At 67.6% G+C, this 19,620-nt stretch carries 15 protein-coding genes; 8 read left to right on the forward strand and 7 right to left on the reverse strand.

Annotation, left to right across the window (positions count from 1 at the left end; all coding sequences use genetic code 11):
- Positions 1 to 14: 14 nt before the first annotated feature.
- A complete protein-coding gene (locus AT700_RS05905) occupies positions 15 to 929 on the reverse strand; it encodes an AraC family transcriptional regulator (RefSeq protein WP_003162432.1) in 915 nt (304 codons plus the stop codon).
- Positions 930 to 1,119: 190 nt separating this feature from the next.
- Here AT700_RS05905 and AT700_RS05910 point away from each other — a divergent pair, with 190 nt between their 5' ends.
- The 3 genes from AT700_RS05910 (at position 1,120) to tadA (ending at position 4,208) form a co-directional block, all read left to right on the forward strand.
- Positions 1,120 to 2,115 (forward strand): NADP-dependent oxidoreductase, encoded by a 996-nt coding sequence (locus tag AT700_RS05910; protein WP_003162431.1) that lies wholly within the window; start codon positions 1,120 to 1,122, stop codon positions 2,113 to 2,115.
- Positions 2,116 to 2,277: 162 nt separating this feature from the next.
- Positions 2,278 to 3,669, forward strand: coding sequence for a multicopper oxidase family protein (locus tag AT700_RS05915; protein ID WP_048520829.1), 1,392 nt, complete (start codon positions 2,278 to 2,280; stop codon positions 3,667 to 3,669).
- Positions 3,660 to 4,208 carry a tRNA adenosine(34) deaminase TadA gene (tadA, locus tag AT700_RS05920; RefSeq protein ID WP_003092697.1) on the forward strand — a complete coding sequence of 183 codons (549 nt, stop codon included), beginning with the start codon at positions 3,660 to 3,662 and terminating at the stop codon, positions 4,206 to 4,208. Before AT700_RS05915 ends, tadA begins: the two co-directional genes overlap by 10 nt.
- A gap of 86 nt (positions 4,209 to 4,294) precedes the next feature.
- Here the strand turns inward: tadA and AT700_RS29185 are convergent, their stop codons facing one another.
- Positions 4,295 to 4,534, reverse strand: coding sequence for a hypothetical protein (locus AT700_RS29185; RefSeq protein ID WP_152959661.1), 240 nt, complete (start codon positions 4,532 to 4,534; stop codon positions 4,295 to 4,297).
- 62 nt (positions 4,535 to 4,596) lie between these two features.
- Here AT700_RS29185 and AT700_RS05925 point away from each other — a divergent pair, with 62 nt between their 5' ends.
- Positions 4,597 to 5,853 (forward strand): amino acid permease, encoded by a 1,257-nt coding sequence (locus AT700_RS05925; protein WP_003105913.1) that lies wholly within the window; start codon positions 4,597 to 4,599, stop codon positions 5,851 to 5,853.
- Positions 5,854 to 5,978: 125 nt separating this feature from the next.
- Positions 5,979 to 6,563: a DUF2239 family protein gene (locus AT700_RS05930; RefSeq protein WP_014602550.1), complete on the forward strand. Its 585-nt coding sequence runs from the start codon at positions 5,979 to 5,981 to the stop codon at positions 6,561 to 6,563.
- 13 nt (positions 6,564 to 6,576) lie between these two features.
- Here AT700_RS05930 and mltF read toward each other — a convergent pair whose 3' ends face one another.
- Complete coding sequence (gene mltF / locus AT700_RS05935) at positions 6,577 to 8,049, reverse strand: membrane-bound lytic murein transglycosylase MltF (RefSeq protein WP_048520830.1); 1,473 nt, start codon at positions 8,047 to 8,049, stop codon at positions 6,577 to 6,579.
- Between the two features lie 286 nt (positions 8,050 to 8,335).
- Here mltF and purL point away from each other — a divergent pair, with 286 nt between their 5' ends.
- The 3 genes from purL (at position 8,336) to AT700_RS05945 (ending at position 13,014) form a co-directional block, all read left to right on the forward strand.
- A complete protein-coding gene (gene purL / locus AT700_RS05940; RefSeq protein ID WP_003137917.1) occupies positions 8,336 to 12,232 on the forward strand; it encodes a phosphoribosylformylglycinamidine synthase in 3,897 nt (1,298 codons plus the stop codon).
- Positions 12,233 to 12,238: 6 nt separating this feature from the next.
- Positions 12,239 to 12,517 carry a CDGSH iron-sulfur domain-containing protein gene (locus tag AT700_RS29190; RefSeq protein WP_003113822.1) on the forward strand — a complete coding sequence of 93 codons (279 nt, stop codon included), beginning with the start codon at positions 12,239 to 12,241 and terminating at the stop codon, positions 12,515 to 12,517.
- Between the two features lie 179 nt (positions 12,518 to 12,696).
- Positions 12,697 to 13,014: a YqfO family protein gene (locus tag AT700_RS05945; protein WP_003092679.1), complete on the forward strand. Its 318-nt coding sequence runs from the start codon at positions 12,697 to 12,699 to the stop codon at positions 13,012 to 13,014.
- Positions 13,015 to 13,215: 201 nt separating this feature from the next.
- Here AT700_RS05945 and nagE read toward each other — a convergent pair whose 3' ends face one another.
- From nagE to nagA, 4 genes are read right to left on the reverse strand one after another with little or no spacing between them, the layout of a single operon-like run.
- Positions 13,216 to 14,928, reverse strand: coding sequence for an N-acetylglucosamine-specific PTS transporter subunit IIBC (gene nagE, locus AT700_RS05950; RefSeq protein ID WP_003117449.1), 1,713 nt, complete (start codon positions 14,926 to 14,928; stop codon positions 13,216 to 13,218).
- Positions 14,929 to 14,952: 24 nt separating this feature from the next.
- Complete coding sequence (gene ptsP / locus AT700_RS05955; protein WP_003143174.1) at positions 14,953 to 17,481, reverse strand: phosphoenolpyruvate--protein phosphotransferase; 2,529 nt, start codon at positions 17,479 to 17,481, stop codon at positions 14,953 to 14,955.
- Between the two features lie 16 nt (positions 17,482 to 17,497).
- A complete protein-coding gene (locus AT700_RS05960; RefSeq protein ID WP_023120297.1) occupies positions 17,498 to 18,520 on the reverse strand; it encodes an SIS domain-containing protein in 1,023 nt (340 codons plus the stop codon).
- Positions 18,517 to 19,608, reverse strand: coding sequence for an N-acetylglucosamine-6-phosphate deacetylase (gene nagA / locus AT700_RS05965; protein ID WP_003104817.1), 1,092 nt, complete (start codon positions 19,606 to 19,608; stop codon positions 18,517 to 18,519). Before nagA ends, AT700_RS05960 begins: the two co-directional genes overlap by 4 nt.
- Positions 19,609 to 19,620: the final 12 nt, after the last annotated feature.

Here is a 19,620-nt window from a genome sequence, read left to right on the forward strand (position 1 = left end):
CGGTTCGCCGAGCGCTATGCCCTGCTGGCCTGCCGGCTGCGATAGTCTCTGGGCGAGCATTTCATGATGCGTTTGAAGGCGTTGCTGAAGGCGCTGTCCGAGCCGTAGCCCAGGGTTTGCGCGATCGAGGAAATCGTCGCTTTGCTGTCGCGCAGGGCGCGAGCCGCCAATTGCATACGCCAGTGCGATACATATTCCAGCGGCGCCAGTCCCGCGGTTTGCTTGAAACGCAGGGCCAGCGTGGAGCGCGAGGTACCCGCTACGTCGGCCAGGCGCTCGACCGTCCAGACTTTGGCCGGCTCGGCGTGGATCGCCCGGATCGCCGCGCCTATGCGCGGATCGGACAACGCCAGCAGCCAACTGGGCGTGTCGCTGCCCTTGCCGGCGAGATAGAGGCGCAGCACCTGCGCCAGCATGATGTGGCCCAGGTGGTGAGCGATCAGCGCGCTACCGGGTGACGGGCAGGAAAACTCATGGGCCAGTCGGTGCAGCGCCCAGCTCAGTACGGATGCCTGGTCCGAATCGCTTTTCACGACGGTCACCGGAGGCAGCCCGTCGAACAGCAGGTTGGCTTCTTCGCCAAAGGCGAAGCGACCGCCGATCAGGAAACAATCCTCGCTTTCCCCATAGTGCGCGACGCCGTCAGGGGCATCTCGGTAGAGCAGCGTGGCGTCGGCGGCGGGAAGGGATAGATCGCTGCCGACCAGCAGCGGACTGCGGCAGGACACCAGAAAGCAGTCGCCCGCTTCCAGTCGGATCGGCTCTTCCATGCCGTCGGTGGCCAGCAGGCAAGCGCCACGGACTACCACGTTGAACTTCACACCTTCCGGTGCCGGAAAGCGGAGTGCCCAATCGCCGCCGGTCTTCAGGGCGCCGAAGGAGGAGTCCTGGCTGTTGACCAGGGAAAGGACTTCGGAGAGAGGATCCATTGATGCTGGACGATCGCGATAGAAGATAGGAGTTTTTTGCATTCTAAGTCCGGAGATGTTTTCTCACAATGAGATTGCATCAGGTTGCCATCGACTCGGAGAACAGCATGCACGACAGACAGTTTCACATGCCTCCCGCTTTCGGCGGTGAGGCCAGCGACAGTGTCGCTCTCGCGGCGGGAGAGAAGCGATGATCAACCGTCAGATCGTTCTGAGCGAGCTTCCCCGGACTGCGCTCGCTGTCCGGCATTTTCAGGGGCGGGAGGTGCGTTGTCCGGTTCCGGCCGACGGTGAGCTGTTGCTTCGTGTCCTGTACATACCGCTGGACGCCGCCAGCCGGGCCTGGATGCAGGGCGCGACCTATCGCCCCGGCCTCGTGGCCGGGGAGGTGATGGCGGGGTTGGGACTGGCCGAGGTGGTGGAATCGTGCTCGGCGTCGTTCCAGCCCGGCGACCTGGTCTGTGCCGAGACCGGCTGGCAGACTTTCGCGGTCGTGCCGGCGGCCGGGCTCATCAGGCTGCCGCGCCTGGAGCCCCTCACGCACCTGCTCAGCGTCTACGGCGTAGCAGGCCTGACGGCCTATTTCGGCCTTCTCGAATGCGCCAGACCGGTGCAGGGCGAAACGCTGGCGGTGTCAGCCGCCGCCGGTGCCGTCGGCTCTATCGTCGGGCAGATCGCCAGGATCAGGGGCTGCCGTACTGTCGGCATTGCGGGAGGCGCCAGCAAATGCGCCTGGCTGGTTCGTGAACTGGGTTTCGACGCGGCACTCGACTACAAGACGGGGACGCTGGCCGATGACTTGCGGCGGACCTGTCCGGACGGGATCGACGCGTATTTCGACAACACCGGCGGTGCAATCCTCGATGCCTGTCTGCCGAACATGGCGGAGCATGGACGGGTCGCCTGTTGCGGCGCGATTTCGCAATACGACCTGGACCGACCCGCCGCCGGTCCTGCCGGGATCCCCGGGCTGCTCATCATCAAGCGCCTGACGTTGCGCGGATTCCTTCTTGGCGACTTTCTCGAGAGCAGAGAGCGGGCGCTCTCCGATCTCAAGGCATGGGTCGACTCCGGGCAGATCAAGGTATACGAGGATGTGCTCTACGGACTGGAAAGCCTGCCGGCGGCTCTGGTCGGCCTGTTGAATGGCGAGAACTTCGGCAAGCGCATCGTGAAGGTAGCCTGAGCGTAGTCCGCGACCAGCGATCCGCCGCTGGCGCTGGGGAGCTCTTTTGCTTGCTGCAGGTCAGCGGGAGTGTATTTGTTCCGAGCGAGAACTCGCCTTGTGGGCGTGGAAATGAGAAAATCTATCATTTCCCAGCCGCAGTACCGCGAAGGTGAAGGCTCCATGACATTTACCCGTAGACAAGTGCTCGGCGGCCTCGCCGGGCTGGCGGTGGTCGGCCTCGGCGCCGGCGGCGCGCGCTTCTGGCTGGCGCGTCCGCAGGTGGCGCAGGAGTACGACTACGAACTGATCGCCGCGCCGCTGGACCTGGAGATCGTCCCGGGCTTCAGCAGTCCGGCGCTGGCCTATGGCGGCCAGTGCCCCGGCGTGGAGTTGCGGGCGAAGCAGGGCGAGTGGCTGCGGGTGCGCTTCATCAACAGGCTGGACGAACCGACCACCATCCACTGGCACGGCATCCGCCTGCCGATCGAGATGGACGGCGTGCCGTACATTTCCCAGCCGCCGGTGCAGCCGGGCGAGAGTTTCATCTACCAGTTCAAGACCCAGGACGCCGGCAGCTACTGGTACCACCCGCACCTGATGAGCAGCGAGCAGCTCGGCCGCGGGCTGGTCGGCCCGCTGATCATCGAGGAGCGCGAACCCACCGGGTTCCGCCACGAGAAGGTTCTCTGCCTGAAGACCTGGCACGTGGACGAGCAGGGCGCCTTCACCCCCTTCAGCGTGCCGCGCCAGGCCGCGCGCGAAGGCACCCGCGGGCGCTATTCGACGATCAACGGCAAGCATGTGCCGACCATCGACCTGCCGGCCGGGCAGATTGTCCGGGTGCGCCTGCTGAACGTCGACAACACCGTCACCTACCGTCTCAACCTGCCCAACGGCGAGGCGAGGATCTATGCCATCGATGGCCATCCGGTGGAACCACGCGGCTTCGAGGGGCAGTACTGGATCGGTCCCGGGATGCGCCTGGAGCTGGCGCTGAAGGTGCCGGAAGCGGGCACCGAGCTGTCCCTGCGCGACGGGCCGGTACGCCTGGCGACGATCCGCAGCGTGGCCAGCGCCGAGGCACCTGCCGGCGACTGGCCGAAGCCGTTGCCGGCGAATCCGGTGAGCGAACCGGACCTGGCCAATGCCGAGAAGATCGGTTTCCGTTTCGAGTGGGTCGGGGCCATGTCCGATACCAGCGGCAAGAATCCCTATCCGTCGTTCTGGCAGATCAACGGCAAGGCCTGGGAAGGCGGCGAGGAGCACAAGCACAACGCGCCGCCGCTGGCCAAGCTCAAGGAAGGCCAGAGCTACATCTTCGAGCTGCGCAACATGGCGCAGTACCAGCACCCGATCCACCTGCATGGGATGGCCTTCAAGGTGCTGGATTCGGATCGCCGGGACATCATCCCGTACTTCACCGACACCTACCTGCTGGGCAAGAACGAGACTGCCCGCGTCGCGCTGGTGGCGGACAATCCGGGCCTGTGGATGTTCCACTGCCACGTCATCGACCATATGGAGACCGGCCTGATGGGGACCATCGCGGTCGGCGAGGCCTGGTGCGGGTGACTAAGCTGATCAGCAACGGCAAGGGCTACCCGACGGTAAAAGGCGTGCGTCCGATCATCGATCGCAGCCGGGACCCGCATTTCATGCGCGAGGCCCTGGCAGAGGCGGAAAAGGCCGCGGCCCTCGGCGAAGTGCCGGTGGGCGCGGTCCTGGTGCGCGAGGGCGAGATCATCGGGCGGGGCTTCAACCGGCCGATCAGTAGCCACGATCCCAGTGCCCACGCCGAAATGCTGGCGATCCGCATGGCAGCGGCGGAGGCGGGCAACTACCGGCTGCCAGGCAGCACCCTGTATGTGACCCTGGAACCCTGCAGCATGTGTTCCGGACTGCTGGTGCACGCACGCATCCAGCGCCTGGTGTACGGCACGGTCGAGCCCAAGTCGGGCGCAGTGGAAAGCCGTGGGCGATTCTTCGAGCAGGAGCATCTCAACCATAGGGTCATGGTCGAGGGTGGCGTGCTGGCGGAAGAATGCAGCCAGGCGCTCTCGGCGTTCTTCCGCGCGCGGCGCGAAGCGGCGAAGAAGCCTCGCGAAGACTGACGGATGTTTCTCTTTTCGAACGCTCCGGCTGAAACGTTAAAGCACGTCCTAGCCCCTTCCTCTCCTTCAAAAGCCATCTGCATCAATTATTTATCCGGATATTTCGGACGATCGGCATAGGCGTAAAGTCGTAGTCGCCGCGCGCTTCCTTCGTCGAATTGTGTGATATTTTGCACGGCCGCTTGAGCAAGCGGCCCGCAGGCAATGGCTTCAGGTGAGAGCGAGCCCGCCTGCGGATACCCCCGCCGGACCGCGCAGCCGAAAAGCGCGGCCGGTCCGGAGGCGTCCGCGATTCCCGGCCCTGCATTGTCCTCGAAGAAGGCCATCGGTACGGCGGTCCTGGCCGCCTCCCGCACAATGCCAATTCGAAATGCAGGGAGTTGTTGTCATGAGTGATACCCGGGTCCAGCAGTATCAGGATCACGCCGGGGCGGAAGCCGTCGATTCCTCGGGACTGGAGGTCAAGCGCCTGACGTTCCTCGAGGCGGTGGCGATGATCGTCGGAACCAACATCGGCGCAGGCGTGCTGTCCATGGCCTACGCCAGCCGCAAGGCCGGCTTCATGCCATTGCTGCTCTGGCTGGCGGTGGCCGGCCTGTTCACCACCATTTCCATGCTCTACGTCTCGGAAACCGCCCTGCGCACGCGCACCCACAACCAGTTGAGCGGCCTTGCCCAGCGCTATGTCGGCTCCTTCGGCGCCTGGGCGATCTTCCTGTCCGTGGCGGTCAACAGCATCGGCGCGCTGATCGCCTACATGAGCGGCAGCGGCAAGATCCTCAGCGCCTTCTTCGGTATCAGCCCGGCCCTGGGCAGCGTGCTGTTCTTCATTCCGGCCGCCGGCGTGCTGTACCTGGGGCTGAGCGCCATCGGCAAGGGCGAGAAGTTCATCAGCATCGGCATGGTCAGCATGATCCTGATCCTGGTGGCGGCCACCCTGCTCAACGACAACACCGAGTTCGCCCGTCTGCTCGACGGCGACTGGATCTACATGGTGCCGGTATTCAACATCGCGGTGTTCTGCTTCTCCGCCCAGTACATCGTCCCGGAGATGGCCCGTGGTTTCAGCCACGCCCCGGAGCGCCTGCCGAAGGCGGTGATCACCGGGATGCTGACCACCTTCGTCCTGCTCAGCATCGTGCCGCTCTCGGTGATCGCCCTGACCGGCCTGGAGAACCAGTCCGAAGTCGCCACCCTGGCCTGGGGCAAGGCGCTCGGCGAATGGGCCTTCTTCACCGCCAACACCTTCGCCCTGTGCGCCATGCTGACGTCCTACTGGGGCCTGGGCGGTAGCTTCCTGACCAACATCTTCGACAAGTTCCACAAGCTCGGTCCGGAGAACCGGCCGAAGACCCGCCTGCTGGTGCTGGCGATCGTCGCGCTGCCGCCGTTCGTCCTGGCCTACAGCGGGCTGGTCGGCTTCGTCAACGCGTTGTACTTCGCCGGGGCCTTCAGCGGGGTGATTCTCTCGATCATGCCGATCCTGATGCTGCGCTCGGCGCGTAGGAACGGCGACTTCGAGCCGGCCTGGAAATGCGGCTGGATCGCCCATCCGGCGATCCAGGCGGTGATCGTGACGATCTACCTGGCCAGCGCCGCCTACGCCATTTGTAGCGCCATGAACCTGCTGCCGGCCGGCTGGTAGGTCATCGCTGCCGGAAGAGGCCGCCATAGGGCGGCCTTTTTCATGGGATTTATTTTATCCGGATAATATTGTCGCTCTATTTATATCCGGGTATTATTCGGGCGTTCCATCCATGGGAGCCTGTCATGGCCAATGATCCATACATCCAATCCTTCACCTGCTTCGACGGCACGCGCCGGCTGCTGACGGCGGCGCTGCCGGAGGTCGCGCTGGCCTTGAAGCAAGCGGTCGCCGGCGGTGCTGCCGGGCCGCTGCTGGTGTTCGACAATGCCACTGGGCGCTCCGTCGATTTCGATATCCGCGGTTCCCGCGAGGACCTGCTGGCACGCCTGGTCGGCGCAGGCGAGCGGCAACCGGCGGAGGAGGCCGCGCCGCGCGGGCGCGGGCGGCCGAAGCTGGGCGTGGTGGCGCGCGAGGTGACCTTGCTGCCGCGCCACTGGGAATGGCTCGCCGCGCAGCCCGGGGGCGCCTCGGTGGCGCTGCGCAAGCTGGTCGAGGAGGCGCGCCGCAGCCAGTCCGGGCGTGCGCGGCAGGCGCAGGAGCGCGCCTACCATTTCATGAATGCGATGGCCGGCGACCTGCCGGGCTTCGAGGAGGCGACGCGGGCGCTGTTCGCCGGGGATCGCGAGGGCTTCGCCGAGCGGATCGCCGGCTGGCCGACCGATGTGCGCGAGCACGCCGCCTGGCTGGCAAGCGACGGAGAATCCTGAGGGGAGGGGGCGGCTAGAGTTTCTCGTCGCCGCTGCCTTCTTCCGGGCGCGTCTTGTTCACGCCGGGCAGGTGCAACCCGCTCTCGGCGATCTGGCTGCCTTCCATCTGCGGCTGGGTCACCCAGGTGAGGATGTCGTAGTAGCGCCGCACGTTCTGTACGAAGTGCACGGTCTCGCCGCCGCGCGCATAGCCGTAGCGGGTCTTGGCGTACCACTGCTTCTGCGCCAGGCGCGGCAGCATCTTCTTCACGTCCAGCCACTTGTTCGGGTTGAGGCCTTCCTTCTCGGCCATCTTGCGCGCGTCTTCCAGGTGCGCGCCGCCGATGTTGTAGGCGGCCAGGGCGAACCAGCTGCGGTCCGGTTCCTTGATGCTCTCGGGCAGTTCGCTGCGGATCTGCACGAAATACTTGCTGCCGCCCTGGATGCTCTGCTTCGGGTCGAGCCGGTTGGACACGCCCATCGCCTGGGCGGTCCGGTTGGTCAGCATCATCAGGCCGCGCACGCCGGTCTTGGAGGTGGCGCCGGGCTGCCACAGCGATTCCTGGTAGCCGATGGCGGCGAGCAGGCGCCAGTCGGTATCCAGCTGCTTGCCGCTCTGCTTGAAGTGGCTTTCGTAGCGCGGCAGGCGTTGCTGCAGGTGCTGGGCGAAGGTGTAGGCGCCGACGTAGCCGAGTACGTCGACATGCCCGTAGTAACGGTCCTTCAGGCGTTGCAGCAGGCCTTCCTTCTTGGCCTGGTCGAGGAACGCGTTGACCTCGTTCATCAGGCTGTCGTCGTCGCCCCCCGGCAAGGCCCAGGCCAGCCCGCGGGCTTCGCCGAAGTCGAAGGCGACGCGGACGTTGGGGAAGTACACCTGGTTCATCGCCAGTTCGTTGGAGTCGACCAGGGTCAGGTCGATGTCGCCGACGTCGACCATGCGCAACAGGTCGACCACTTCGACAGCATCGGATTCTTCGTACTTCAGTTCGGGATACTGCTTCTTCAGCTCGGCGAGCTGCTCCGCGTGGCTGCTGCCCTTGAGCACCATGATGCGCTTGCCGACCAGGTCTTCCGGGCGGGTCGGGCGCTGCTGGCCGTTGCGGTAGATGATCTGCGGGGTGACGTCGAGGTAGGTGTGCGAGTAGCGCACGCTGGCGTCGTCTTCGCGTCCCGGGGTCAGGCCGGCCGCGGCGAGCGCCGGGCCGCCCTCGCGGGAAAGCTGGGCATAGAGGTCGTCGAGGTTGTCGGCGGTCTCGATCTTCAGCTCGACGCCGAGACGCTCGGCGAAGCGCTTGGCCAGTTCGTATTCGAAGCCGGTTTCGCCGTTGCGGTCCTGGAAGTAGGTGGCCGGGCTGTTGCGGGTGATCACGCGCAGTACGCCCTCCTTCTGCACGCGCTCCAGGGCGGTAGGGGCTTTCGCCTCGCTACAGCCCGCAAGCAGCAGAAAGATGCCGGTCGCCAACAGCCAGGCGGCGCAACGTAAGCGGTACGCGGTCAGGGCAAACATCGGCGCAGTATACGCAAAGGCGAGACGGCGCCATATCTCGACAGCCGGGACCTTCTCTGCTATCGCCGGGATACCGTTCGTCCGCCGTTTCGCTTGCCCCGTCGCAGAGCGCTGCGGCGCCGTTCTCGAAGTGCTTCGAAGCGGGCCGCCGCGGATCCGATGGAGGGCTATGCGATAGCCATCGGCGCGGGTGCCGCCGGACGGTGCTTTACGGTAGAATGCACGGCCTCTGCGGGCCGGCTCGGCCGGCCCCCACACCTTCCCGTCTCCAGAGGCTGTTCCGACAATGCTGATCCTGCGCGGCGCTCCCGCCCTTTCCGCTTTCCGCCACGGCAAACTGCTCGAGCAACTGACCCAGCACGTACCTGCCGTTACCGGGCTGTACGCTGAGTTCGCGCATTTCGCCGACGTCACCGGCGCGCTCACCGCCGACGAGGAGCAGGTGCTGGCGCGGCTGCTGAAATACGGCCCGAGCGTGCCGGTGCAGGAGCCCAGCGGCCGGCTGTTCCTGGTGGTGCCGCGCTTCGGCACCATCTCGCCGTGGTCGAGCAAGGCCTCCGACATCGCCCGCAACTGCGGCCTGGCGAAGATCGACCGGCTGGAGCGCGGCATTGCCTACTATGTGCAGGGCGAACTGTCCGAGAGCGACGCCCAGCAGGTCGCCGCCCGCCTGCATGACCGCATGACCCAACTGGTGCTGGACCGCCTGGAAGGCGCCGCCGAGCTGTTCAGCCATGCGCAGCCCCGCCCGCTCACCGCCGTCGACGTGCTTGGCGGCGGTCGCGCCGCGCTGGAGAAGGCCAACGTCGAGTTGGGCCTGGCCCTGGCCGAGGACGAGATCGACTACCTGCTGAAGAGCTTCGGCGAACTGGGGCGCAACCCGCACGACGTCGAGCTGATGATGTTCGCCCAGGCCAACTCCGAGCATTGCCGGCACAAGATCTTCAATGCCAGTTGGGACATCGACGGGCAGGCCCAGGACAAGAGCCTGTTCGGCATGATCAAGAACACCTACGAGATGAACCGCGAAGGCGTGCTGTCCGCATACAAGGACAACGCCGCGGTCATCGTCGGCCATGTCGCCGGGCGTTTCTTCCCCGATCCGCAGACCCGCGAATACGCCGCCAGCCGCGAGCCGGTGCAGATCCTGATGAAGGTGGAGACCCACAACCACCCGACCGCCATCGCGCCGTTCCCCGGTGCCTCCACCGGTTCCGGCGGCGAGATCCGCGACGAGGGCGCCACCGGCCGCGGCGCCAAGCCGAAGGCCGGCCTGACCGGCTTCACCGTGTCCAACCTGCAGATCCCCGGTTTCGAACAGCCCTGGGAAGTGCCCTACGGCAAGCCCGAGCGCATCGTCACCGCGCTGGACATCATGGTCGAGGGCCCGCTGGGCGGCGCCGCGTTCAACAACGAGTTCGGCCGTCCGGCGCTGACCGGCTACTTCCGTACCTTCGAGCAGAAGATCGCTACCCCTCACGGCGAGGAAGTGCGCGGCTACCACAAGCCGATCATGCTCGCCGGCGGCATGGGCAACATTCGCGACGAACACGTGCAGAAGGGCGAGATCAGCGTCGGCGCCAAGCTCATCGTCCTTGGCGGCCCGGCCATGCTGATCGGCCTGGGCGGCGGCGCCGCCTCTTCGATGGCCACCGGCGCCAGCTCCGCCGACCTCGACTTCGCCTCGGTGCAGCGCGACAACCCGGAAATGGAGCGACGTTGCCAGGAAGTGATCGACCGCTGCTGGCAGCTCGGCGAGCGCAACCCGATCAGCTTCATCCATGACGTCGGTGCCGGCGGCCTGTCCAACGCCCTGCCGGAACTGATCAACGACGGCGGCCGCGGCGGTCGCTTCGAGCTGCGCGCGGTGCCCAACGACGAGCCGGGCATGAGCCCGCTGGAAATCTGGTGCAACGAGTCGCAGGAGCGCTACGTGCTGTCGGTGGATGCCGCCGACTTCGAGACCTTCAAGGCCATCTGCGAGCGCGAGCGCTGCCCGTTCGCGGTGGTCGGCGAGGCCATCGAGCAGCGCCAGCTGACCGTCGCCGACAGCCATTTCGACAACAAGCCGGTGGACATGCCGCTGGAAGTCCTGCTCGGCAAGGCGCCGCGCATGCACCGCGCGGTCACCCGCGAGGCCGAGCTGGGCGACGATTTCGACGCCGCCGGGCTGGAGCTGCAGGAAAGCGTCGAGCGCGTCCTGCGCCATCCCGCCGTGGCCAGCAAGAGCTTCCTGATCACCATCGGCGACCGCACCATCACCGGGCTGGTGGCCCGCGACCAGATGGTCGGGCCCTGGCAGGTGCCGGTGGCCGACTGCGCCGTCACCGCCACCAGCTTCGACGTCTACACCGGCGAGGCCATGGCGATGGGCGAACGTACCCCGCTGGCGCTGCTGGACGCCCCGGCTTCCGGACGCATGGCCATCGGCGAGACGGTCACCAACCTGGCTGCCGCGCGTATCGGCAAGCTGTCCGACATCAAGCTTTCCGCCAACTGGATGGCCGCCGCCGGCCACCCCGGCGAGGACGCGCGCCTGTATGACACGGTCAAGGCCGTGGGCATGGAACTGTGCCCGGAACTGGGCATCACCATCCCGGTGGGCAAGGACTCGATGTCCATGAAGACCCGCTGGCAGGACAATGGCGAGGACAAGAGCGTCACTTCTCCGGTCTCGCTGATCGTCACCGGCTTCGCCCCGGTCGCCGACGTGCGCCAGAGCCTGACCCCGCAACTGCGCCTGGACAAGGGCGAGACCGACCTGATCCTGATCGATCTCGGCCGCGGCAAGAACCGTCTCGGCGGCTCGATCCTGGCCCAGGTCCACGGCAAGCTCGGCCGCGCCGTGCCGGACGTCGACGACGCCGAGGACCTGAAAGCCTTCTTCGCGGTGATCCAGGGGCTCAATGCCGACGGCCATATCCTCGCCTACCACGACCGTTCCGACGGCGGCCTGATCACCAGCGTGCTGGAGATGGCCTTCGCCGGTCACTGCGGCGTCGAGCTGAACCTCGATGCCCTGGCCGATAGCCGCGAAGAGCTGGCGGCCGTGTTGTTCAGCGAGGAACTGGGCGCGGTGATCCAGGTTCGCGAGGGTGCCACTCCGGAAGTCCTCGCGCAGTTCAGCGCCGCCGGTCTCGACGACTGCGTGGCGGTGATCGGCCAGCCGGTCAACGGCTACGAGATCAACCTGAACTACAACGGCGAGACCGTCTACAGCGCCCAGCGCCGCATCCTGCAACGCATCTGGAGCGAGACCAGCTACCAGATCCAGCGTCTGCGCGACAACGCCGACTGCGCCGAGCAGGAGTTCGACGCGCTGCTGGACGAAGACAACCCCGGGCTGTCGATCAAGCTCAGCTACGACGTCAACGACGACATCGCCGCGCCCTACATCAAGAAGGGCGTGCGGCCGAAAGTGGCGATCCTCCGCGAGCAGGGCGTCAACGGCCAGGTGGAGATGGCCGCGGCGTTCGACCGCGCCGGCTTCGCCGCGATCGACGTGCACATGAGCGACATCCTCGCCGGGCGGGTCGACCTGGACGCCTTCAAGGGCCTGGTGGCCTGCGGTGGCTTCTCCTACGGCGACGTGCTCGGCGCCGGCGAGGGCTGGGCCAAGTCGATCCTCTTCAACGCCCGCGCCCGCGACGGCTTCCAGGCGTTCTTCGCGCGCAAGGACAGCTTCGCCCTCGGCGTCTGCAACGGCTGCCAGATGATGTCCAACCTGCACGAGCTGATTCCCGGCACCGAGTTCTGGCCGCACTTCGTGCGCAACCGTTCCGAGCAGTTCGAGGCGCGGGTGGCGATGGTCCAGGTGCAGGAGTCGTCGTCGATCTTCCTGCAGGGCATGGCCGGTTCGCGCCTGCCGATCGCCATCGCCCATGGCGAAGGCCATGCGGAGTTCGAGTCGGAGGAAGCGTTGCTCGAGGCCGACCTTTCCGGCTGCGTGTCGCTGCGTTTCGTCGACAACCACGGCAAGGTCACCGAAGCCTACCCGGCCAACCCCAACGGGTCGCCGCGCGGCATCACCGGGCTGAGCAGCCGCGACGGCCGGGTCACCATCATGATGCCGCACCCCGAGCGGGTGTTCCGCGCCGTGCAGAATTCCTGGCGTCCGGACGACTGGCAGGAAGACGGCGGCTGGCTGCGCATGTTCCGCAACGCCCGGGTCTGGGTGGACTGATCCGGCATGGCGGGCGATGCGGACTCCAACTCGTCGCCCGACCTTCTTCCCGAGGTTCGCCGGGTCTCTCCCGGCGACACCTTGCGGCTCTGTACCTGCGGGGCTTCGGCTTCGCTTCCCGATTGTCCCGCCGACTGCCGCAACGGCCTGACGCTCCACGCGACCCGCGAGCGCCTGTTGCTGTTGTGCCGCTGCGGGCGCTCCGCCGACCTGCCGTATTGCGACGGCAGCCATGCGCCTTCCGCCTCCGGGCTGAAGGCCAGGTGGCGGCGTTTCCGCGGCTGAGCGTAAATCTGTGAACGCCCGCACGAAGGTGTTGTGACGAGCGAACAAATGTTGCGCTTATCTGTCGTAAAGGCAGCGTCAAATATTCATCATGTCAAGGCAAAGTGCCATTATTTGGCGTCGGCAGTCGCACAACCACCGACCGCCTCGTGCAGCATTCGATTCGTGCGGAGAAAACGATGTACAAGCTGTGTTTCTATGTGCCTGAGAGCCATCTGGATGTCGTCAAGCAAGCGGTGTTCGCCGCGGGTGGCGGGCGCATCGGGGCGTACGACAGTTGCTGCTGGCAGTCCCTTGGCCAGGGCCAGTTCCGGCCCCTGGACGGTAGCCAACCCTACCTGGGCCAGGTCGGCCAGGTCGAGCACGTGGCGGAGTGGAAAGTGGAGCTGGTGGTGGCCGACGAGCTCATCCACGCCAGCGTCAAGGCGCTGAAGGCGGCGCATCCCTATGAGACCCCGGCCTACGAAGTCTGGCGCCTGACCGACATGGTCTTCTGAGTTTTCCTCGGACAAGCAAGAAGGGCGGCCAGTTGCCGCCCTTTTCGTTATCCGCCTCACGGGGAGAGCCCGACCCGGGGCTGTGGCGTGGCGCGAACAACCGCTTCGCGATTATCGAACCCGAACGGGGGAGCTGTGGCGTAGGGCGAATAACCGCTTGGCGGTTATCCGCCGATTGGCCGAGGTCCAGCCCTCCTGCCGTCAGCGCCGCAGTAGCGGTTGCAGGGCCTGGCTCAGGGCCGCGGCGCGGGGGCCCACCAGGATATGGCAGATGCCGCCGGCGAGGGAGCTGACGCCCTGTCCGCCGAGACGACGCAGTTGCTCGGTGGCCAGCTTGCGTTCGTCCGCCACGCTGACCCGCAGGCGGGTCAGTGCGACGTCCCGTACCTCGCGCAGGTTGCCGGCGCCGCCGAGGGCGCCGAGCCAGGCCTGGGCTTCGGCGGCGTCGACGGTGGCCTGCATCGACACCACCTCTTCGGCTGCGTTCGGACTGCCCAGCGGCGGTACGGCTTCGCCCGGTTGCGTATCGAAGGGCAGGGCGCGGCGGATCTCGTCGGCGATGCTGTCGGCCTGTGGGCCGACCACCACCTGCAGGCTGCCGGCCTTGCCCGGACGTACCACGGCCATCGCACCGAGGGCCTTGAGCTGGGCGTCCGAGGCCTTGTCGCGGTCGACCAGGCGCAGACGCAGGCGCGTGGTGCAGGCGTCCACCACTTCGAGGTTGGCTGCGCCACCCAGGGCGCGGATGAATGCCGGGGCGCGCTCGGCTTCGGCGTTGTCGCCCGATTCGCTGCTCGCGTCGTCTTCGCGGCCCGGGGTCTTCAGGTTGAAGCGGCGGATGCAGAAGTCGAACACCAGGTAATAGATGCCGGCATAGAGCAGGCCCAGCGGCCAGAGCATCCAGCCGTGGGTGGAACGGCCCCAGCCCAGGGCGAGGTCGATGGCGCCACCGGAGAAGGTGAAGCCGAGGCGGATGTCGAGCAGGTCGGTGAGGGCCATGGACAGGCCGGTGAGCAGCGCATGCAGCAGGTAGAGCAGCGGCGCGAGGAACATGAAGGCGAACTCCACCGGCTCGGTGACGCCGGTGAGGAAGGCGGTCAAGGCCATCGACAGGAGCAGCCCGCCGATCAGCTTGCGCCGCTCCGGACGGGCGTTGCGGTACATCGCCAGGCAGGCGGCGGGCAGGCCGAACATCATCACCGGGAACATCCCGGCCATGAACTGGCCGCCCTTCGGGTCGCCGGCGAAATAGCGCGCCAGGTCGCCGGTGACGACGCGCCCGGTTTCCGGGTCGGTGAAGCTGCCGAAGACGAACCACACCAGGTTGTTGAGGATGTGGTGCAACCCGGTGACGATCAGCAGGCGGTTCAGCACGCCGAAGGCGAAGGCGCCGAAGCTGCCGCTTTCCAGCATGAGTTGGCCGAGGCCGTTGATGCCCTGTTGCAGCGGTGGCCAGATCACCCCGAACAGCAGGCCCAGGCAGACCGCGCTGATCCCGGTGGCGATCGGCACGAAGCGGCGGCCGCCGAAGAACGCCAGGTATTCCGGCAGCTTCACGTCCTTGAAGCGGTTATACAGGGCGCCAGCCACCAGGCCGCTGATGATGCCGGAGAGCACGCCCATGTCGATGCCCGGATCGATCACCTTGAGCACCGAGATCATCACCAGGTAGCCGATGGCGCCGGCGAGGCCGGCGGTGCCATTGTTGTCGCGAGCGAAACCGACGGCGATGCCGATGGCGAAGATCAGCGCCAGGTTGGCGAAGATCGCCTTGCCGGCGTCGTGGACCAGCGGAATGTCGAGCAGGTCGACGTCGCCCAGGCGCAGCAGCAGGCCGGCGATCGGCAGGATCGCGATCGGCAGCATCAGGGCGCGGCCCAGGCGTTGCAGGCTTTCGATCAGGAACGGGGGCATGGCGGTGGTCTCCGATTGTTCTTGTCAGGCCAGCGGCCAGTGTTGCAGGCAGGCGTCGCGCACCGCCCGGGCGCTGCCCAGGTCCAGTAGCGCCTGGGCGTGGCGGCGGCATTCAGCGGCGTCGAGCTGGCGCACCCGGGTCTTGATCTCGCCGACCAGGTTCGGCCCGACGGACAATTCCTCGACCCCGAGGCCGACCAGTACCGGTGTCGCCAGCGGGTCCGAGGCCAGCGCACCGCAGACGCCGACCCAGCGGCCGTGGCGGGCTGCTCCGGCGCAGGTCTGGGCGATCAGCCGCAGCAGCGCCGGGTGCAGGGCGTCGATGCGGTCGGCCAGGCCGGCGTGGCAACGGTCCATGGCCAGGGCGTACTGCGACAGGTCGTTGGTGCCGATGGAGAGGAAGTCGGCGTGTTCGGCCAGTTGATCGGCGAGCAGGGCGGCGGAGGGCACTTCGATCATCACCCCGAGTTCGGGCAGGCGCTCGATCCCCAACTGCGTGGCCAGCTCGCCGAGGCGGCGACGGATGGCGCGCAGTTCGTCGACCTCGCTGACCATCGGCAGCAGTATCCGGCAGCGTTCCAGTGGTTCGACCCTCAGCAGCGCGCGCAACTGCTGGTCGAGCAGCTCCGGGCGCGCCTGGCCGAGGCGGATGCCGCGCAGGCCCAGTGCTGGGTTTTCTTCCACCGGCAGCGGCAGGTAGTCGAGGTGCTTGTCGCCGCCGACATCGATGGTGCGGATGATCACCTTGCGCTGGCCCATGGCGTCCAGGACCTCCTGGTAGGCGTTGCGCTGCTCCTCTTCGTCGGGCGCGGCGCGGCGCTCGAGGAAGAGAAACTCGGTGCGTAGCAGGCCGACCCCGTCGGCGCCGTTGGCGAAGGCTTCGGCGGCCTCGCGCGGCGAGGCGACGTTGGCGCCGATCTCGATGCGCCGGCCGTCGCGGGTGAGCGCCTCGCGCTGCGCATCGGCCTGTTGGCGGCGGTGTTGTTCCTCGCGCTGCGCCACTTGCAAGGCGACCTGCTCCAGGCGTCGAGCGTCGGGGCTGAGTTCCAGCCGGCCCTGGCCGGCGTCCAGTACTACCTGCCGGCCTTCCTCCAGCTCCAGCAGCCCGGCGCCGAGCGCCACCAGGCACGGCAGGCCCTTGCTACGGGCGAGGATGGCCACGTGGGAGGTGGCGCCGCCTTCGGCCATGCACAGGCCAGCCGCGCCGGCATCCACCAGCGGCGCGAGGTCGGAGGGGGTGATCTCCCGGGCGGCGACGATGGCCCCAGCAGGCACCCGCAACGGTGCGGTGTCGCCGAGCAGCACCCGCAGCACGCGTTTTTCCAGGTCGCGCAGGTCGTTGGCGCGCTCGGCCAGCAGCAGGTTGCCCAGCGCCTGGAGAATCTCGCACTGGGCCTGAATCGCCCGGTGCCAGGCGTGGGCGGCGCCGACGCCCTGGTCGATCAGCATGTCGGCGGCGTCCAGCAGACCCGGGTCTTCCAGCAGCGCGAGATGCGCGGAAAAGATCGCCGCTTCGTTCTCGTCGCCGCCGAGCCTGGCCTGCTGCAGGCTCCCCTGTACGTCGTCGCGCACCCGTTGCAGGGCCTGGTCCAGGGCGAGGTGCTGTTCCTCGGGACGATGCCGGCCGTCATCCGCCGGCAGGCTGATGGCGCCGAGCCGCGCCAGGGGACCGCTGGCCAGGCCGGGCGAAGCGCAGACGCCGGCCAGGGTACCGGCGACAGCCGCAGGTCGCGCCGGCTCGCCCGGGGCGATGGCGCGCGGGGCCTCCTTCGGAGCCCCCGCGGTGGCGCTGGCGAGGGCCGCGAGCAGGGCGTCGAGGGCCGCCTCGCTGTCTTCGCCGCGACAGATCACCTCTACCTCGTCCTGTTCGGCGACCCCCAGGCCCATGATGCCGACCAGGCTGTCGACGCTGGCCACCTGCCCGGCGAAGTGCAGTTCGGCCTGGCTGGAAAAGCCCTGCGCGGTCTTCCGTAGCAGCGCTGCCGGGCGTGCGTGCAGACCGCCATGATGGGCGACCCGCGCCCGCCCGCGGACCTGGCGCTGCGCGGAGCCTTCGCCAGGCGCGGGATTGGCCGGACGTTGCTCGGCCTTCTCCGGACTCAGTTGCAGGAGCGGCGCGCCGACCTCCACCGGGTTGGTGGTCAGCGGGCGTACCTGGAAGCCGTCGCCGTTGGTCAGGATCATCACCGTGATCAGACTGCGGCTGCCGCGGGCGACGCGGTCCAGGTCGAAGCGCAGCAGCGGCTGGCCCTCGATCACCCGCGCACCTTCCTCGACCAGCGCCTCGAAGCCTTCGCCTTGCAGCTGTACGGTGTCGAGGCCGACGTGCAGCAGCAGCTCGGCACCGTTGTCGGCGCGCAGGCTGAGCGCGTGGCGGGTTCGCGCCAGGTGGCTGACCAGCCCGGCGCAGGGCGCGTGCAGGCAGTCGTTGAGCGGGTCGATGGCGATGCCTTCGCCCAGGGTGCCGCTGGAAAACACCGGGTCGGGTACTCGGTTGAGCGGCATCACGGGGCCGCTCAGGGGCGCTTTGAGGGCGAGATTCTTGTTGTTCATGGGCGCGCGCTCAGGCTCAGTGGGTTCGGGTGACTTTGCTCAGGTGCCGTGGCTGGTCCGGGTCCATGCCGCGGGCTTCGGCCAGGCCGGCGGCCATGACGTAGAAACTCTGGATCGCCAGGATCGGATCGAGCGCCGGATGCGCGGCGCGCTGCAGCGGCAGGTCGCGTTCGGCGATGTCGTCCGGGGCGGCGAGCAATACCTGCGCACCGCGCTGGCGCATATCCTCGGCGAGCGCCAGCAGGCCTTCCTGCTCCGGGCCGCGGGGAGCGAACACCAGCAGCGGATAGCGCTCCTCGACCAGCGCCATCGGTCCATGGCGGACCTCGGCGCTGCTGAAGGCCTCGGCCTGGATCGCCGAGGTTTCCTTGAATTTCAGCGCGGCCTCCTGGGCGATGGCGTAGCCGGCGCCGCGACCGATCACCATCAGCCGCTGGCAGTCGCGCAGGACCTCGATGGCCGGCGACCAGTCGAGCCTGGCGGCCTGCTCCAGCCCGGCCGCCAGGCCCTGGCCTGCGGCCAGCAGGGCATTGTCGCGCTGCCAGTGGGCGAGCAGGCGGGCGCTGGCGCTGAGCGTGGCGATGAAGCTCTTGGTCGCTGCGACGCTGCGCTCGGCGCCGGCGCAGAGCGGCACGACGAATTCGCTGGCGGCTTCCAGCGGCGAATCCTCGGCATTCACCAGGGCGATGCCCAGGGCGCCGCGTTCGCGCAGGATGCGCAGGCTGTCCACGAGATCGGGGCTCTGCCCGGACTGCGAGAAAGCGAAGACGGCCTGCCCGGCGACACGCAGTGGCGAGCGGTTCAGGGTCACTACCGACATGGGCAGCGAGGCCACCGGCAAGCCGGCGTGCTGCATGGCCAGGTAGGCGAAGTAGCTGGCGGCATGGTCGGAGCTGCCGCGCGCGACGGTCAGCGCCAGGTTCGGATCGACCTCCCGCAGGCGCTGGCCAAGCGCCGGCAGGCAAGCGTCGAGCACGGCCAGTTGACGGCTCGCCACCGCGGCGGCGGAGAGCGCTTCCTCGAGCATCAGCGAAGTCATTCGAGTTCTCCTTCCACCATCACGGCGTCGAGTTCCAGGGAGCGATCCAGGCGCACCACATCGGCCCAGGCTGCGGGCGCCAGGCGGCCGCGCTCGGCGAGGCCGAGGTAATCGGCGGGGAATTGCGAAAGGCGTTGCGAGGCTTCGGCCAGGGGCAGGCCGATCTTCACCAGGTTGCGCAGCGCCTGGTCCATGGTCAGGGTGCTGCCGGCCAGGGTGCCGTCGGGCAGGCGCACGCCGCCCAGGCACTTGGTCACCGTGTGGCTGCCGAGCTTGTACTGGCCGTCGGGCATGCCGGCGGCGGCGGTGGAGTCGGTCACGCAGTACAGGCACGGGATCGAACGCAGGGCCACCCTGATGGCGCCGGGATGGACATGCAGCAGGTCGGGGATCAGCTCGGCGTAGCGTGCGTGGGCCAGGGCCGCGCCGACGATACCCGGTTCGCGGTGGTGCAGGCCGGTCATCGCGTTGTAGAGGTGGGTGAAGCTGCTGGCGCCGGCTTCCAGTGCGGCCACGCCATCCTCGTAGCTGCCCAGGGTATGGCCGATCTGCAGGCGTACGCCGCGCTCGGCGAGGGCGCGGATCAGCGGCCGGTGTCCGGCGATCTCGGGGGCGATGGTGATCACCCGGATCGGCGCGCGGCGCAGGTAGTCCTCGACTTCCTCGAGCACCGCGGCATGGGCGAAGTTGGGCTGCGCGCCGAGCTTGCCGGAGTTGATGTAGGGGCCTTCCAGGTGCACGCCGAGTATCCGTGAACCGCCCTCCAGCGAGCGGCGGCAGTAATCGCCGAGCTGGCTGAGGATGTCGGCGATCTCCTCGCGCGGAGCGGTCATGGTGGTGGCCAGCAGCGAGGTCGTGCCGAAGCGCCGGTGGGTGCGGGCGATGGTGGCGAAGGCGTCGCCGCCTTCCATGATGTCGCGGCCGCCGCCGCCGTGCACATGCAGGTCGATGAAGCCTGGCAGCAGGTACGGATCGGCGTTGCCGGCCGGATCGCAGGGCTCGCCTTCGATCCGCTGGATACGTCCGTCCTGGATGTGCAGGCGGCCGAGGACCCAGCCTTGCGGGGTGAGGATGTTGCCTTCGAGCATGGCGGCTCCGTG

Source organism: Pseudomonas aeruginosa (assembly GCF_001457615.1).
Lineage (GTDB): Bacteria > Pseudomonadota > Gammaproteobacteria > Pseudomonadales > Pseudomonadaceae > Pseudomonas > Pseudomonas aeruginosa.